At 72.1% G+C, this 15,844-nt stretch carries 12 protein-coding genes and 1 pseudogene; 5 read left to right on the top strand and 8 right to left on the bottom strand.

Translation table 11 applies throughout. From position 1 onward, the window contains the following. Nucleotides 1-153 precede the first annotated feature (153 nt). On the bottom strand, nt 154-543 hold the full coding sequence (locus ACJ512_RS11330) for a secondary thiamine-phosphate synthase enzyme YjbQ (RefSeq protein WP_407688442.1): 390 nt from the start codon (nt 541-543) through the stop codon (nt 154-156). 160 nt (nt 544-703) lie between these two features. On the opposite strand from ACJ512_RS11330, the gene ACJ512_RS11325 reads away from it, so the two are divergent. After that, nucleotides 704-1,327, top strand: coding sequence for a hypothetical protein (locus ACJ512_RS11325; protein WP_407688425.1), 624 nt, complete (start codon nt 704-706; stop codon nt 1,325-1,327). A gap of 117 nt (nt 1,328-1,444) precedes the next feature. Here ACJ512_RS11325 and ACJ512_RS11320 read toward each other — a convergent pair whose 3' ends face one another. Then, entirely contained in the window at nt 1,445-2,800 is a 1,356-nt protein-coding gene (locus ACJ512_RS11320; RefSeq protein WP_407688424.1) for a replication-associated recombination protein A, read from the bottom strand. 135 nt (nt 2,801-2,935) lie between these two features. On the opposite strand from ACJ512_RS11320, the gene ACJ512_RS11315 reads away from it, so the two are divergent. The 3 genes from ACJ512_RS11315 (at nt 2,936) to ACJ512_RS11305 (ending at nt 10,135) form a co-directional block, all read left to right on the top strand. Continuing rightward, nucleotides 2,936-4,045 (top strand): hypothetical protein, encoded by a 1,110-nt coding sequence (locus ACJ512_RS11315; RefSeq protein WP_461480056.1) that lies wholly within the window; start codon nt 2,936-2,938, stop codon nt 4,043-4,045. A 76-nt stretch (nt 4,046-4,121) separates the two neighbouring features. After that, the gene (locus ACJ512_RS11310) at nt 4,122-7,445 is read left to right on the top strand and encodes a transglutaminase family protein (RefSeq protein WP_407686762.1); all 3,324 of its coding nucleotides are present in this window, start codon (nt 4,122-4,124) and stop codon (nt 7,443-7,445) included. Continuing rightward, entirely contained in the window at nt 7,445-10,135 is a 2,691-nt protein-coding gene (locus ACJ512_RS11305) for a circularly permuted type 2 ATP-grasp protein (protein WP_407686763.1), read from the top strand. The genes ACJ512_RS11310 and ACJ512_RS11305 overlap by 1 nt, the downstream gene beginning before the upstream one ends. Nucleotides 10,136-10,304: 169 nt before the next feature. Here the strand turns inward: ACJ512_RS11305 and ACJ512_RS11300 are convergent, their stop codons facing one another. Genes ACJ512_RS11300 through ACJ512_RS11290 form a run of 3 tightly spaced genes read right to left on the bottom strand, consistent with a single transcriptional unit; the run spans nt 10,305 to nt 12,816 of the window. Then, nucleotides 10,305-10,778, bottom strand: coding sequence for a DUF6629 family protein (locus ACJ512_RS11300; RefSeq protein WP_407686764.1), 474 nt, complete (start codon nt 10,776-10,778; stop codon nt 10,305-10,307). A gap of 51 nt (nt 10,779-10,829) precedes the next feature. Continuing rightward, on the bottom strand, nt 10,830-11,882 hold the full coding sequence (locus ACJ512_RS11295; protein WP_407686765.1) for a zinc-binding metallopeptidase family protein: 1,053 nt from the start codon (nt 11,880-11,882) through the stop codon (nt 10,830-10,832). Continuing rightward, nucleotides 11,875-12,816: a transglutaminase family protein gene (locus tag ACJ512_RS11290; protein ID WP_407686766.1), complete on the bottom strand. Its 942-nt coding sequence runs from the start codon at nt 12,814-12,816 to the stop codon at nt 11,875-11,877. Before ACJ512_RS11290 ends, ACJ512_RS11295 begins: the two co-directional genes overlap by 8 nt. 85 nt (nt 12,817-12,901) lie before the next feature. Here ACJ512_RS11290 and ACJ512_RS11285 point away from each other — a divergent pair, with 85 nt between their 5' ends. After that, the gene (locus tag ACJ512_RS11285; RefSeq protein ID WP_407686767.1) at nt 12,902-13,291 is read left to right on the top strand and encodes an MmcQ/YjbR family DNA-binding protein; all 390 of its coding nucleotides are present in this window, start codon (nt 12,902-12,904) and stop codon (nt 13,289-13,291) included. 161 nt (nt 13,292-13,452) lie between these two features. Here ACJ512_RS11285 and ACJ512_RS11280 read toward each other — a convergent pair. From ACJ512_RS11280 to aspS, 3 genes and pseudogenes are all read right to left on the bottom strand, one after another. After that, nucleotides 13,453-13,608 (bottom strand): annotated as a pseudogene (locus ACJ512_RS11280) (FUSC family protein); the annotation flags it as partial. A 9-nt stretch (nt 13,609-13,617) separates the two neighbouring features. Continuing rightward, on the bottom strand, nt 13,618-14,061 hold the full coding sequence (locus ACJ512_RS11275) for a nitroreductase family deazaflavin-dependent oxidoreductase (protein WP_407686768.1): 444 nt from the start codon (nt 14,059-14,061) through the stop codon (nt 13,618-13,620). After that, nucleotides 14,058-15,839 (bottom strand): aspartate--tRNA ligase, encoded by a 1,782-nt coding sequence (aspS, locus tag ACJ512_RS11270; RefSeq protein WP_407686769.1) that lies wholly within the window; start codon nt 15,837-15,839, stop codon nt 14,058-14,060. Before aspS ends, ACJ512_RS11275 begins: the two co-directional genes overlap by 4 nt. Nucleotides 15,840-15,844: the final 5 nt, after the last annotated feature.

Here is a 15,844-nt window from a genome sequence, read left to right as displayed (position 1 = left end):
GTTTTCCTCGCATTGCCGCGGCCCGGACGGGATGGGCGCGCTGCGGCCCTTCAAGTCGTCAACCAGCTTATTCGCCGGGTTTTGGGGAGACTGTCTAACGACTGGCTTGACCGCCCAAACAGTACCTCGTCCGCCGCTTCCGCCACCGGCCCGCTAGCCCTCCACAAAGCTCAGCCGCACCGACCGCCGCGGGTTGTCGCGGTTGAGGTCGACCAGCACGATGCTCTGCCAGGTGCCCAGCTGCAGTTCGCCGCCGGCGACCGGGAGCGTCACCGACGGCGCCACGATCGCCGGCAGCACATGGTCGGCGCCGTGGCCCGGGGAGCCGTGCGAGTGCCGGTACCGGTCGTCGCGGGGCAACAGCCGCTCCAGCGTGTCGACCAGGTCGTCGTCGGAGCCGGCACCGGTCTCGATGATCGCGACCCCGGCCGTCGCGTGGGGGACGAACACGTTGCACAGCCCGTCGCCGCAGCTGAAGCAGAACCTGCGGACGGCATCGGTCAGATCGACGGTGCGGCGCCGGGAGGTGTCCACGTCCAGCACATCGGTATGCACCCGGTCCAGCCTACGGCGGGGCCGCAGGACGCGGCCAATTCCGTGTGACGGTTGCCACACCCTCGCATGCAGGAGGAAAGTGGCTGGTGGGCCCCGGTGGCGCCACCGGGGCCCGGTTCAGGACAAGTCCCGGCATGGGAGGTCGGTCATGTACGCACGCTCAACCACCATTCAGGCGCAACCCCTGTCCATCGACATCGGAATCGCGCACGTCCGCGATGTCGTCATGCCCGCGCTGACGGAGATCGGCGGGTTCGTCGGCTTGTCGCTGCTGGTCGACCGGCAGTCCGGCAAGTGCATCGCCACCAGCTCCTGGGAGAGCGTGCAGGCCATGCGCGCCGGGGCCGGGCGGGTGGCCCCCATCCGGGACCGGGCGGCGCTGATGTTCGACGGAAGCGCCCGTGTCGAGGAGTGGGAGATCGCCTCGCTGCACCGCCACCACCGCTCCGGCGAGGGGGCCTGCGTGCGGGCGACCTGGCTCAAGGTGGTGCCGGACCAGCTCGGCCGGTCCCTGGACTTCTACCGCACGTCGCTGCTCCCGGAGATGGAGGCCCTCGACGGCTTCTGCAGCGCCAGCCTGCTGGTCGATCACCCCGCATGCCGGCGGGCCGTGTCGTGCTCGACGTTCGACAGCATGGAGGCGATGGCCCGCAACCGCGACCGGGCCACCGAGCTGCGCAGCAGTCGGGTGCGCGAACTGGGTGCCGAGGTCGTCGACGTGGCCGAGTTCGAGCTGGCGCTCGCCCACCTGAGGGTGCCCGAGCTGGTCTGAGGCGCGCCGCGACGGTCGCCGTTCGCCGGGATCGACGTTTTGCCGGGTTCTACTCGCGCTTTCTCTGCCAAACGTCGATCTCGGCGTCGTAGCCGAATGACGCCGCTTGGGGATCCGTCAGCCCCGGCGGCGGATGATCGCGCGCAGCCGCTCCAGCCGGCCCGCCATGTCGCGCTCGCCGCCCCGGCCGCTGGGCCGGTAGTAGTCCACCCCCACCAGTTCGTCGGGCGGATATTGCTGGGCCACAACACCGTCCGGGGCGTCGTGCGCGTACTTGTAGCCCTGGGCGTTGCCCAGGGCCGCCGCGCCGGAGTAGTGCCCGTCGCGCAGGTGCGGCGGGACCAGGCCCGCCTTGCCGGCCCGGACGTCGGCCATCGCCGCGCCCAGCGCGGTGGTCACCGCGTTCGACTTGGGCGCGGTGGCCAGGTACACGGTGGCGTGCGCCAGCGTCAGCTGGGCCTCGGGCATGCCGATCAGCGCCACGGTCTGCGCGGCGGCGACCGCGGTCTGCAGCGCGGTGGGGTCGGCCATGCCGACGTCCTCGCTGGCCAGGATCACCAGCCGGCGCGCGATGAAGCGCGGGTCCTCCCCGGCGACGAGCATGCGGGCCAGGTAGTGCAGCGCGGCGTCGACGTCGGAGCCGCGCACCGACTTGATGAAGGCGCTGACGACGTCGTAGTGCTGGTCGCCGTCGCGGTCGTAGCGCACCGCGGCCTTGTCCAGCGACTGCTCGATGGTCTCGACGGTGACCTCGTCGCCGGCCGCCGCGGCCCCTTCGGAGGCGACCTCGAGCGCGGTCAGGGCGCGGCGGGCGTCGCCGGCCGCCAGTCGCACCAGCAGGTCGACGGCGTCGGGGTGCACCCCGACCCGCCCGCCCAGGCCGCGGGGGTCGTCGACGGCGCGCCGCACCACCGCGCGGATGTCGTCGCCGCTCAGCGGCCGCAACTGCAGAATCAGCGACCGCGACAGCAACGGCGCCACCACGGAGAAGGACGGGTTCTCGGTGGTCGCCGCCACGAGCAGCACCACCCGGTTCTCCACGGCGGAGAGCAGGGCGTCCTGCTGGGTCTTGGAGAACCGGTGCACCTCGTCGATGAACAGCACGGTCTGCTCGCCGTGCAGGAGCGCCCGGCGCGCCTGGTCGATGACGGCCCGGACGTCCTTGACACCGGCCGACAACGCCGACAGCGCCTCGAACCGGCGTCCCGTCGCCCGCGAGATCAGCGCCGCCAGCGTGGTCTTGCCGCTGCCGGGCGGACCGTAGAGGATCGCCGAGGCCACACCCGAGCCCTCGACGAGGCGGCGCAGCGGCGATCCCGGCGCCAGCAGGTGGCCCTGCCCCACCACCTCGTCCAGCGTGGCCGGGCGCATCCGCACCGCCAGCGGCGCGCCGGCCGACACGCCCGGGTCATGGGTGGTCGTCGGGGGGTCGCCGGGAAGGTCGAAAAGACCGTCGGACACGGCTTCAGGCATACCACGCCCCGGGGCCGGGTGCGCCGGGCCCGCCCCGGCGCCGCCAATGCGCGCGCCCTGCCCACATCTTTGCTAAGTTCCGGTTTGCCAAGGTCCGTGTGGCGTGCCCGTAGAGCCCCTACAGCTAGGACGGAAATGAGCCAGCCCCCAGAGCATCCAGGCAATCCGGAGTATCGAGGCGAGCCGGGGCAGGCGGGCGGCCCGGCCGGCCCCCCGCCCGGCCCCCCGCCCGGTTATGGCGGACCTCCTCCCCCGCCGCCCGGCTACGGCCCACCACCCGGCTACGGCGGACCACCGCCCGGATACGGCCCCCCGCCGGGACCGCCACCCGGCTACGGCCCGCCGCCCGGATACGGCCCGCCGCCGGGACCGCCCCCCGGATACGGCCCGCCACCGGGTTACGGCGGCCCGCCGCCCGGCTACGGCGGCCCGCCGCCCGGCTACGGCGGCCCGCCGCCCGGCTACGGCGGCCCGCCGCCCGGATACGGCGGGGGGCCCGGCTTCGGGGGCCCGGCCAAGCCCGCGTTCGGCATCGGCGAGGCGTTCGGCTGGGCGTGGAAGAAGTTCACGCAGAACGCCGTGGCGCTGATCGTCGCCGCCCTCGTCTACGCGCTGCTGCTCGGCGCCGCCTACGCTCTGATCGCCGCGGGCAGCGGCATGGGGACCACGATCACCACGTCCGACGACTACACCAGCGCCACAACCAGCCTCGGCCCGGGTGAATGGGTCATCATGGCCGTCGGCTATCTGCTGGTCTTCGCGGTGGGGGTGTTCGCGCAAGCCGCGTTCCTGACCGGATGCCTCGACATCGCCGACGGGCGGCCGGTGACCATCGGCTCGTTCTTCAAGCCGCGCAACTTCGGCCCGGTGATCCTGGCGGCGCTGCTCGTCGGCGTCCTCAGCACGCTGGCCTCGGCCCTGTGCTTCCTGCCAGGCCTGATCTTCGGCATCTTCGCGATGTTCACGGTCCCGTTCGCCATCGACCGCGCGCTACCGCCCGTCGCCGCACTGACGTCGAGCATGTCGACGGTCTGGTCGAACTTCGGCAACGCCCTGCTCGCGTGGCTGGTGCAGGTGGCGGTGGTCGTCGTCGGCGCGCTGCTGTGCGGCGTCGGCGTGCTGGTGGCGGTCCCCGTCGCGGCGCTGATCCTGATCTACGCCTACCGCACCCTGTCCGGTGGGCGGGTCGTGCCGCTCGACCAGGGCTACCAGCAGGGGCCGCCACCGGGCTACCAGCCGTCCTGACGCGCGACTGCTAACCGCGCGGGGCGCCGCCGCGGTGCGCTGCGGCGCTGTGGCGCCTGTGATGCAATCAGCGGTTATGAGCATCAAAGTTGCGCTGGAGCACCGCACCAGCTACACCTTTGACCGGCTGGTCCGGGTGTATCCGCACGTGGTGCGGCTGCGCCCGGCGCCCCACTCCCGAACACCGATCGAGGCCTACTCGCTGCGCGTCGAACCCGACGACCACTTCATCAACTGGCAGCAGGATGCCGTGGGCAACTTCCTGGCCCGGCTGGTGTTCCCGAACCCCACGACCCGGCTGACCATCACTGTCGGGCTGATCGCCGACCTGAAGGTGATCAACCCGTTCGACTTCTTCATCGAGGACTGGGCCGAGACATGGCCCTTGAATCACGGGGCCGGGCCGGCCTACCCCAAGGCGCTGGCCGACGACCTCGAGCCCTATCTGCGGCCGGTCGACGAGGACGGCGAAGGGTCGGGGCCGGGCGAGCTCGTCCGCGCCTGGGTGCGCGACTTCTCGGTGCCGGACGGCACCCGCACCATCGACTTCCTGGTCGCCCTCAACCGCGCGGTCAACGCCCGCGTCGCCTACAACGTGCGCATGGAACCCGGCGTCCAGACACCGGATTTCACGCTGCGCAGCGGGGTCGGCTCGTGCCGGGACTCGGCGTGGCTGCTGGTGTCGATCCTGCGCCGGTTCGGGCTGGCCGCCCGGTTCGTGTCGGGCTACCTGGTGCAGCTGACGTCCGACGTGGAGGCACTGGACGGGCCGTCGGGACCCGCCGCCGACTTCACCGACCTGCACGCCTGGACCGAGGTGTACATCCCCGGTGCGGGCTGGATCGGCCTGGACCCGACGTCGGGACTGTTCGCCGGCGAGGGGCACATCCCGCTGGCGGCCACGCCGCATCCGGCGAGCGCGGCGCCGATCAGCGGCGGCACCGAACCGTGCGAATCGGTGCTGGAGTTCTCCAACACCGTCACCCGCGTGCACGAGGACCCGCGCGTCACGCTGCCCTACACCGACGCGGCGTGGCGGTCGATCTGCGAGGTCGGCCGCCGGGTCGACGAGCGGCTGGCCGCCGCCGATGTGCGGCTCACCGTGGGCGGGGAACCGACGTTCGTCTCGATCGACGACCAGGTCAGCGAGGAATGGACGACGGCCGCCGACGGCCCGCACAAGCGGCTGCGGGCATCCGACCTGGCCGCCCGGCTGAAGGCGGCGTGGGCCCCAGCGGGGCTGATCCAGCACAAGCAGGGCCGGTGGTATCCCGGAGAGCCGTTGCCGCGCTGGGAGATCGCGCTCTACTGGCGCACCGACGGCCGGCCGCTGTGGGCCGACCCGGCGCTGCTGGCCGATCCCTGGGGAGACCAGCCCGCCCGGCCCGCCGAGACCGACGCGGCCCGCGCGGTGCTCGCCGCGGTCGCCGACGGCCTGGGGCTTCCGGCCGCCCAGGTGCGACCCGCCTACGAGGACCCGCTGCACCGGCTGGCGGCCAAAGTGCTCCTGCCGGAAGGGGATCCGGTGGAAGCGGCCGACGACCTCGCCGACGACTCCCCCGCCGGGCGGGCCGCGCTGCTGGCCCGACTCGACGAAACCCTCACCGAGCCTGCGGCTTTCGTGCTGCCGCTGCACCGGCGCGACGACGACCTCGGGTGGGCCAGCGCGGACTGGCGGCTGCGCCGCGGGCGCATCGTGCTGGTCGACGGCGACTCGCTGGCGGGCCTGCGGCTGCCGCTGGACTCGATCAGCTGGGAACCGCCGCGCCCCACCTTCGACGCCGATCCCCTGACCGTGGCCGGAGCGCCGCCCACGGACTCGGCCCGCGCGGTGGTCACCGACCCCGACGGGGCGCCGCCGACCGCGATGGTCGCCGAGGTCCGCGACGGGCTGGTGCACATCTTCCTGCCGCCCACCGAGGCGCTGGAACACTTCACCGACCTCGTCGCCCGCGTCGAGGCCGCGGCGGCGGGCGCCGGCCGCGCGGTCGTGATCGAGGGCTACGGCCCGCCGCCGGATCCCCGCCTGCGCTCGACCACGATCACCCCCGACCCGGGCGTGATCGAGGTCAACGTCACACCGACCGCCGGCTTCGCCGAACAATGCCGGCTGCTGGAATCGCTGTACGAGAACGCCCGGCTGGCCCGCCTTTCCACGGAGTCGTTCGACGTCGACGGCACCCACGGCGGCACCGGCGGGGGCAACCACATCACGCTGGGCGGGGTCACGCCGGCGGACTCGCCGCTGCTGCGCCGCCCGGATCTGCTGGTCTCGCTGCTGACGTACTGGCAGCGCCACCCGGCGCTGTCCTACCTGTTCGCCGGGCGCTTCGTCGGCACCACGTCGCAGGCCCCGCGCGTCGACGAGGGCCGCGCCGAGGCGCTCTACGAACTCGAGATCGCCTTCGCCGAGATCGCGCGGGTGAGCGGCGGCGGCGGCGCCAAACCGTGGCTGGCCGACCGCGCGCTGCGCCACCTGCTGACCGACATCACCGGCAACACCCACCGCGCCGAGTTCTGCATCGACAAGCTCTACAACCCCGACAGCCCCCGCGGCCGGCTCGGGCTGCTGGAGCTGCGCGGGTTCGAGATGCCGCCGCATCTGCGCATGGCGATGGTCCAGTCGCTGCTGGTGCGCTCGCTGGTGGCGTGGTTCTGGGAGCAACCGCTGCGCGCCCCCCTGATCCGCCACGGCGCCAACCTGCACGGGCGGTACCTGTTGCCACACTTCATCATTCACGATATCGCCGACGTCGCCTCCGACCTGCGCGCACACGGCGTCGACTTCGAGACCAGCTGGCTGGATCCGTTCACCGAGTTCCGCTTCCCGCGCGTCGGCACCGCCGTGTTCGACGGCGTGGAGATCGAGCTGCGCGGCGCGATCGAGCCGTGGACCACCCTGGGTGAGGAGGCCGGCGCGACGGGCACCGCCCGCTACGTCGACTCCTCGGTCGAGCGTCTGCAGGTCCGCGTCATCGGCGCCGACCGGCACCGCTACGTGGTCACCTGCAACGGCTACCCGGTGCCGCTGCTGGCGACCGACAACCCGGACGTGCACGTCGGCGGGGTGCGGTTCAAGGCCTGGCAGCCGCCCAGCGCGCTGCACCCGACCATCTCGGCCGACGGCCCGCTGCAGTTCGAGCTGGTCGACCTGACCACCGGGACGTCACGCGGGGGCTGCACCTATCACGTCACGCACCCGGGCGGGCGCGCCTACGACGAGCCACCCGTCAACGCCGTCGAGGCCGAGGCCCGCCGGGCCCGCCGCTTCGAGGCGACCGGCTTCACCCCGGGCAAGCTGGACCTGTCCGGCCTGCGGGAGAAGCAGGCCCGCATATTCACCGACGTCGGCGCGCCCGGCATCCTCGACCTGCGCCGCGTGCGTACCGTGCAGCTGTAATGGCAGCTGCGGACGACACGGCGATGGCACTCGGCACCCACGGCCGGCCGGCGACGGCTTCCGCCGCGCCGGGCGGCCGACACGACGCCGACCGGCTGCTGGACGGGTACCGCGCCACCCGCGCCCAGGAGGCGCTGTTCGACCTGCGGGAGGGCCCCGGGACGGGCCCGGCGATCGGGTTCGACGAATTCGTCGAACCCGACGGGACCGTGCGCCCGGCCTGGCACGAGCTGGCCGACGCGGTCACGGAGCGCGGGCGCGCCGGGCTGGACCGGCTGCGCTCGGTGGTGCGCACCCTGATCGACAACGACGGCATCACCTACACCGAGGTGGGCCCGGGCGGTCACGGACTGGAGCCGCGGCCCTGGCATCTGGACACGCTGCCGATCGTGCTGTCCGCGGCCGACTGGGAAACGCTGGAGGCCGGGCTGGTGCAGCGCTCGCGCCTGCTCAACGCGGTGCTCGCCGACCTCTACGGGCCGCGCCGCCTGCTCACCGAGGGCCTGCTGCCCCCGGAGCTGCTGTTCGCCCATCCCGGTTACGTGCGCGCCGCCAACGGGATCGAGATCCCCGGGCACCACCAGCTGTTCATGCACGCGTGCGACCTCAGCCGGCTGCCCGACGGCAGCTTCCGGGTCAACGCCGACTGGACGCAGGCGCCGTCGGGCGCCGGCTATGCGCTGGCCGACCGGCGCGTGGTCGCGCACGCGCTTCCGGACCTCTACGAGCGGATCGCGCCGCGGCCGACCACCCCGTTCGCCCAGGCGCTGCGGCTGGCGCTGATCGACGCGGCACCCGACGTCGCGCAGGATCCCGTGGTCGTGGTGCTCAGCCCGGGCATCTACTCCGAGACCGCGTTCGACCAGGCGTATCTGGCGACACTGCTGGGTTTTCCGCTGGTGGAGAACGCGGACCTGGTGGTGCGCGACGGCAAGCTGTGGATGCGCTCGCTGGGCACCCTGAAACGCGTCGACGTGGTGCTCCGCCGCGTCGACGCGCTCTACAGCGACCCGCTGGACCTGCGCGCCGACTCCCGCCTGGGAGTGGTGGGCCTGGTCGAGGCGCAGCACCGCGGGGCGGTGACCGTGGTCAACACGCTGGGCAGCGGCATCCTGGAAAACCCCGGGCTGCTGCGCTTCCTGCCCGGGCTGGCCGGGCGGCTGCTCGCCGAGGACCCGTTGCTGGACACCGCGCCGGTGTACTGGGGCGGCATCGCCGCCGAACGCTCGCACCTGCTGGCCAACCTGTCGTCGCTGCTGGTGAAGTCGACGGTCGGCGGGAAAACCCTTGTCGGACCGACGCTTTCGTCGCAGCAACTGGCCGAGCTGGCCGCGCGCATCGAGAGCATGCCCTGGCAGTGGGTGGGCCAGGAGCTGCCGCAGTTCTCGTCGGCGCCCACCGACCATGCCGGGGTGATGGCCTCGGCCGGTGTCGGGATGCGCCTGTTCACGGTGGCCCAGCGCAGCGGCTACGCGCCGATGATCGGCGGCGTGGGTTACGTGCTGGCTTCCGGGCCCGCGGCGTACACGCTGAACACCGTTGCGGCCAAAGATGTCTGGGTGCGGCCCACCGAACGCGCGCGGGCCGAGGCGGTGACGTTGCCGACGGCCCCGGCGGTCCAGCCGGCGAAGACCGGCGCGGGCACCTGGGCGGTCAGCTCGCCGCGGGTGCTGTCCGACCTGTTCTGGATCGGGCGCTACGGCGAGCGCGCCGAGAGCATGGCCAGGCTGCTGATCGTGACCCGCGACCGCTTCCACGTCTACCGCCATCATCAGGACAGCGAGGAAAGCGCGTGCGTGCCGGTGCTGATGGCCGCGCTGGGCGCGATCACCGGGGCCGACACCGGAACCGGCGGCGACCAGGCCGAGATGATCGCCGTCGCGCCCTCGACGCTGTGGTCGCTGACCGTGGATCCGGACCTGTCCGGGTCGCTGGTGCAGTCGGTGGAGGGCCTGGCGCTGGCCGCCCGGGCGGTCCGCGACCAGCTGTCCAACGACACGTGGATGGTGCTGGCCGGGGTGGAGCGCGCGCTCGCCCACCCCGCCGAGCCGCCGGACTCGCTGACCGAGGCCGACGCGCTGCTGGCGGCTGCGCAGGCGCAGACGCTGGCCGGGATGCTGACGCTGTCGGGGGTGGCCGCCGAGTCCATGGTGCGCGACGCGGGCTGGACGATCATGGACATCGGCAAGCGCATCGAACGGGGCCTGTGGCTCACCGCCCTGCTGCGGGCCACGCTGACCGTTGTCCGGCCCGCCGCGGCCGAACAGATCATCATCGAGGCGGCGCTGGTGGCCTGCGAGTCGGCGGTGATCTACCGACGCCGGACGGCCGGCGCGGTGAGCGTGGCCGCGATGGCCGAGCTGATGCTGTTCGACGCCACCAATCCGCGGTCGTTGCTGCACCAGGTGGAGCGGCTGCGGGCCAACCTGCGCGCCCTGCCCGGGTCGTCGGGTTCGTCGCGCCCGGAGCGGCTGGTCGACGAGGTCAGCACCCTGCTGCGCCGGTCCCATCCCGCCGAGCTCGAGCAGGTCAGCGACGACGGGCGCCGCACGGAGCTGGCCGGCCTGCTGGCCGGGATACACGCCGGGCTACGCGACCTGGCCGAGGCGATCACCGCGACGCAACTGGCGCTGCCCGGCCACATGCAGCCGCTGTGGGGTCCCGACGAGCGCCGGGTGATGCCGGCCTAGGAGGCTGGTGTCGAACGGGCATTTTCATGCGGCAAGACGAAATCGGTCAAAACCGGCACCGCCAGAACGGACGCTGAGCGACTTTCAGCTACCCGCCGACCAAATCACTCTGCCGGAAATCGAGATATTTGGCCGTGCAAGATCGTTAGCGATGCAAAACACCAGCCACCTAGACGGCGCTCGACACCGACCGCTCGCCGGCGACACCGTGGTAGCGGTGCGGGTCGGGCAGTCGCCGGCGACGCACCATGTGCACCAGCACCAGGACCGACAGCACCGCGGCGTAGACGCACCACAGCGACGCGAACGCCTGCACGTAGAGGACGGCGACCACGACCAGCCCCACCAGGTTCGCCCATCCGAACACCACGATGGAGCGATAGCCCGACAGCACCGCCGGACCGATGACGGCGATCACGTAGAGCACCGCCCACACGTAGCCGTCGTGAACGCCGGTCTGGTAGCGCAGCGCGTGGGGGCACCTCGTCACCCCGATGGGTTCGGTGAGGACGACGACGGCCAGGTAGCCCGCGACGACGGCGCCGAGCACCGCGAACGGCACTTCGCGCCATTGCTTGACCTCGCGCAGGGTCAACACCGCGACCGGCACGAGGGCGGTGCCCACCACCAGATCGGCCGTCATCGAGAAGCACATCGCCGGGAGTGTGCCCACTTTCCGGCGCCGCCAACCGGGTTAACCCGCGATCGCGGCGGCTCCCCCCGACTCCGACGCCACCTCGTCGACCACGGTGTGGATGAACCGCATCTTCTCCAGCACCGCCGCGGGCAGCACGAACGGGTACAGGTCGTCGTGGCCCATCGACCGGTTCACCATGTTCAGCGACCACGACAGCGGCAGCCACATGTCGATGATCGTCTGAAAGGCGCTGGGCCCCAACATGGTCCGGTCGAAGGTCGCCGTCGCCGGTGCGAAGCCGCACCACGCCGAGGTGTCCAGGGTGTCGCGGATGTGCAGGTAGTGGGCGAAGGTCTCGGCCCAGTCCTCGGCGGGATGCATCGTCGCATACGACGACACGAACCGCTCCTGCCAGCCGTCGGGCGCGCCCTCGCTGTAATGGCGGTCCAGCGCCTCGGAGTAGTCGGCGTCGGGATCGCCGAACAGCTCGTTGAACCGCGCCAGGTGGTCGCCGGACGGGGAGATCAGCCGGTAGAAGTAGTAGTGGCCGACCTCGTGGCGGAAATGCCCGAGCAGGGTGCGGTACGGCTCCTCCATCTCGACCCGCAGCCGCTCGCGGTGCACGTCGTCGCCCTCGGCCAGATCCAGCGTGATGACCCCGTTCTCGTGCCCGGTGAACACCTTCTCGTGCGCGCTGGACAGCAGGCGGAAGGCCAGGCCGTAGTCGGGGTCCAGGTCACGCCCGATGATCGGCAGCTTGAGCTCGTGCAACTCGACGACGAGCCGCCGCTTGGCCGCCTCGGCGCGGGCGAACGCGGCCAGGCCGTCGGCGTCGGCGTCGTTGGGCCGCTCGACGGTCAGCGCGCACGACTCGCAGAGCCCGCCGGACCTCTTGGATACCAGCCAATTGCATTCGGCCAGATAAAGATTGGCGCACAGCTGATACTCGTCGGCGTCCACGGCGCCGGCGTGCTCGCCCTGCTTGCCCGTGGCGATCACCAGCAGGGCCATCTGGTTGAGGGAGAACCCCAGCGCGCTGCCGCACGCCAGGCACGCGGAGTTCTCGAACGTCAGGCGCTGACCGCAGTTGGGGCAGTGGAAGTCACGCATGTGAGAAGTCGCCTTCGACGGGGCCGGAGTAGGGCACCACGTCGACCGCGACGTCGATGACGCTGTGCTCGGAGTTGGTGTAGATGATGCCGCGCAGCGGCGGCACGTCCGCGTAGTCGCGGCCGCGGCCGACGACGATGTAGCGCTCGTCGACCATCTGGTCGTTGGTGGGGTCCAGGCCCAGCCACTCGTGGTGGCCGGGCTCCTGCGGAGTCCACACCGCCGCCCAGGCGTGTGTGGCGTCGATTCCGATCATCCGGTCCTTCCCCGGGGGCGGGTCGGTGGCCAGGTATCCGGAGACATAGCAGGCCGCCAAACCGTTGGCTCGCAGGCAGGCGATCGCCAGCCTGGCAAAGTCCTGGCATACCCCTTCCCGGGCGGCCAGAACCTCACCCACCCCGGTGGATATCGTCGTCGAGCCCGAGCGGTAGGTGAAGTCGGTGAAGATGCGCGACGCCAGGTCGCGCAGCACCTCCACCAGCGGACGCCCGGGCGCGAAGCTGGGTGCGGCGTAGCGGCGCACCTCGTCGGTGATCTCCGGCGGGTCCAGGTCGAGGGTGAACTCCGCCGCGAGCGCCCCCGCGGGCGCCGCCGGCCGGGCGGCCTCCCACGGTCGCAGCGCCGGACCGCTGCTGTAGAGCGCCGGCGCCGGCGGGTACACGTCGACGATGGAGTCGCCGGTGATCGTCAGGGTGCGGTGCGGCTCGGTGACGTGGAAGTAGGAGCTGGTGTTGCCGTAGCCGTCCTGGCTGGTGGAGACGTCGGCGGGCGCCGGCTCGATGAGCAGCCGGTGCGCCACGCAGCGCTGCCGCGGCGAGTCCCGCGGCGTGAGGAAGCCGCGGCCGTAGGAGCTCGTCACCACGTCCGAGTAGCGATACTCGGTGCGGTGCGTGACGCGATGGCGGCGGGCGACCCCGTCCTCGGCTGCTGGCAAGACCCCTCCTCCTCACGGCTGATCACATCACATGCCGCGCGACTCCGGCGGCCAAGCGCGCCGCGCCGGGAGCACAATCGGGGGCGTGGCCACGTGGGACGACGTCGCCCGCATCGTCGGGCGGCTGGCGTTGACCTCTGAGCCGGCGCCGCACGACTGGCGCGTCGGCAAGAAACTGCTGGCGTGGGAGCGTCCGCTGCGCCAGTCCGACCGCGAGGCGCTGGCCCGCGCCGGGATCGACCCCCCGGACGGCGACATCCTGGGGGTGCGGGTCTCCGACGAGGGGGTGAAGTTCGCGTTGATCGCCGACGAGCCGGGGGTGTACTTCTCCACCCCGCACTTCGACGGCTACCCGGCGGTGCTGGTCAGGCTGGCCGCGATCGACGCCGGCGACCTCGAGGAAGTGATCACCGAGGCCTGGCTGACGCAGGCGCCCCGCAAGCTGGTCCAGGAGTTCCTGGCCGATTCGTCCTGACGACCGTCACACCGGGCGCAGGTCGATCACCGTCTGCAGGTCGTCGATGCAGGAAGTGACGGCGTCGGTGATCACCAGCCCGGCGCCGGCGCGGGCGTCGGAGGGCAGCCGGGCGGCGTAGCGGCGTCCGGCGGCCAGGTAGGCGCACGCCCCGGAGGGGTCGCGGTCGACACCGACACCGCCGCGGCGATGGGCGCGAAGAACGGCTGGGGATGGCGGAGCACGTCGTGCGCGAGCCACCAGGACAGGCCCGCGGCGACCGACGTCTGCACCAGTGTGAACCACACCGCGCGGAGCCGATCGATGCCTGCGCGCACGGCCGAAGGTCAGGTGCGGTGCAGCTCGAACAACGGAATCACCCGGCTGGTCTTGGACTGGTACTCGGCGAACCGCGTCGACGCGGCGGTGATTCTGGGGAAGAACTCGTCGCGTTCGGCGGGCGGCAGTTCGCGCGCGGTCACGTCGAACGCCTGCACGCCGGCGGGGCTGCCGATCTCGACATGGGCGCCGGGATTGGCCCGCAGGTTGTGCACCCACGCCGGGCTGACCGGGGCGCCGGCGAAGGATCCGACGATGAGCAGCCTGCCGTCGATGCGGAAGTACGCCAGCGGCGAAACCCGCGGCCGACCGGACTTGGCGCCGGTGGTGGTGAGCAGCAACAGGTCGGCCTCGGCGAACTCACCGCCGACCTTGCCGCCGTTGGCGCGGAACTCGTCGATGATGCTCGTGTTGAACGCGTTGAGCGTCTCGGCGTCCGGGATTTGGCTCATGCCCGGTCAACCTGCTCGGGCCGGACGTCTATTCCGGACTCCTTGCGCTGCTGGGCGGTGATCGGCGCCGGCGCGTCGGTCAGCGGGTCCACCCCGCCGCCGGTCTTCGGGAAGGCGATCACCTCGCGGATGGAGTCCACCCCGGACAGCAGGGCGTTGATCCGGTCCCAGCCGAACGCGATGCCGCCGTGCGGCGGCGCGCCGAAGGTGAACGCCTCCAACAGGAAGCCGAACTTCTCCTCGGCCTCGGCCCGGTCCAGGCCCATCACCGCGAACACCTTCTCCTGGATGTCACGGCGGTGGATACGGATTGAGCCGCCGCCGATCTCGTTGCCGTTGCAGACGATGTCGTAGGCGTCGGCGAGCACGGCGCCGGGGTCGGAGTCGATCGCGTCGGCGTGCTCGGGCTTGGGCGAGGTGAACGCGTGGTGCACAGCGGTCCACGTCCCCGAGCCGACGGCCACGTCCCCGGCTGCGGTCGCGTCGGCGGCGGGCTCGAACAGCGGCGGGTCCACCACCCAGACGAACGCCCAGGCGTCGGGGTCGATCAGGCCCAGCCGGTGGGCGATCTCGCCGCGGGCCGCGCCCAGCAGGGCCCGCGAGGGCTTGGCCGGGCCCGCGGAGAAGAAGACGCAGTCCCCCGGCTTCGCCCCGACGTGCGCGGGCAGGCCGTCGCGTTCGGCGTCGGTCAGGTTCTTGGCCACCGGGCCGCCCAGGGTGCCGTCCTCGCCGACCAGCACGTAGGCCAGCCCCTTGTGCCCGCGCTGCTTGGCCCACTCCTGCCAGCCGTCCAGGGTGCGCCGCGGCTGCGACGCCCCGCCGGGCATCACCACCGCGCCGACATACGGGGCCTGGAACACCCGAAACGTGGTGTCTTTGAAGAACTCCGCGCACTCGACGAGCTCCAGCCCGAACCGCATGTCGGGCTTGTCGGAGCCGAAGCGCCGCATCGCGTCGGCGTAGCTGATCCGCGGGATGGGGGTGGGCAGCTCGTAGCCGATCAGCGCCCACAGCGCGGACAGGATCTCCTCGGAGACCGCGATGATGTCCTCGGCGTCGACGAAGCTCATCTCCATGTCGAGCTGGGTGAACTCGGGCTGGCGGTCGGCGCGGAAGTCCTCGTCGCGGTAGCAGCGGGCGATCTGGTAGTAGCGCTCCATCCCGGCCACCATCAGCAGCTGCTTGAACAGCTGCGGGCTCTGCGGCAGGGCATAGAACGAACCGGGGTGCAGGCGGGCCGGAACCAGGAAGTCGCGGGCGCCCTCCGGCGTCGAGCGGGTGATGGTCGGCGTCTCGACCTCGACGAAGTCGTGCCCCGCCAGCACCGCACGGGCGGCCGCATTCACCTTGGAGCGCAACCGCATCGCGGCGGCCGGGCCGCCGCGGCGCAGGTCGAGGTAGCGGTACTTCAGCCGCAGTTCCTCGCCGGCGGGCTCGTCGAGCTGGAAGGGCAGCGGCGCGCTCTCGCCCAGCACAGTCAGCTCCGCGGCGTTGACCTCGATGTCGCCGGTGGCGATCTCCGGGTTGGCGTTGCCCTCCGGGCGGATCTCGACGACCCCGGAGACCGCGACGCAGAACTCGGCGCGCAGCCGGTGCGCCTGCTCCAGGACGGCCGGGTCGCGGAAGACCACCTGGGCGACGCCCGACGCGTCGCGCAGGTCGATGAAGATGACGCCGCCGTGGTCGCGGCGGCGGGCCACCCAGCCCGCCAGCGTCACCTGCTGGCCGGCATCGGTCTTCCGCAGCGAACCGGCGGCGTGGCTGCGCAGCACAAACACTCCTC

This window comes from Mycobacterium cajalii, assembly GCF_045809005.2.
Lineage (GTDB): Bacteria > Actinomycetota > Actinomycetes > Mycobacteriales > Mycobacteriaceae > Mycobacterium.
Note: the sequence above shows the minus strand (reverse complement) of the source record. Positions and strands in the feature narration are given on the sequence as shown.